The organism is Ensifer sp. GW821-FHT05G01 (genome assembly GCF_059419585.1).
In genome coordinates this window covers 1-620 of the sequence record NZ_JBWKSC010000030.1, presented here as the reverse complement: position 1 = coordinate 620, position 620 = coordinate 1, and the positions used below count along the sequence as shown (strand labels likewise).

At 62.4% G+C, this 620-nt stretch carries 1 protein-coding gene; it reads right to left on the bottom strand.

The window, feature by feature from the left end; all coding sequences use genetic code 11:
* Nucleotides 1–620: peroxidase family protein (locus AC07UR_RS33870; RefSeq protein ID WP_494724414.1), on the bottom strand; the 620-nt coding region annotated here is incomplete at both ends.

Genomic DNA, 620 nt, shown 5'->3' with positions numbered 1-620 from the left:
ACGTCGGCAACCGCACCACCGAGCAGAACATCCGCCGCAGACGTGCCGATCAGCGTGCGCGCCGCAACCGGCAACGGTGTTTCGCCACCGTCCCCATCGCCAGAACCGTCGCCGTCGCCATCGCCATCGCCAGAGCCGTCGCCATCACCGTCGTCGTCGTCGTCGTCGTCGCCGCCGGCCGTATCATCATCATCATCGTCGTCCCCACCATCGTCGGGGCCGCCGGTGTCGTCGTCATCGTCATCGTCGTCATCGCCGCCGCCAACGGGATCGCCGTCGTCATCATCGTCTTCATCATCATCCGGGTTGCCAGCACCATCATCACCATCGTCCGGTTCTTCGGTCCGGAAAATATGCTCAGGAAGATCCGTCATGCCGGTATTGCGAGCGATGATGTCGGCGAACTCCTGGCCGTCGATGAAGTTCTCGTAGAAGTCGAAGTTGTCGAAGCGGCTTGCGTAGTAGAAGCGGTCGGCTTCCTGCAGGCGATCGAACTGCTCATGCAGGACAATCCAGAAGGTCTGGCCGACCATGCCGCCGTTCACATGCTTTTCGGCAAGGCCGCCGACCCACAGATCGACGCGGTCGATGCCCTTGACGATGCCGGTGCCATTGGCCTG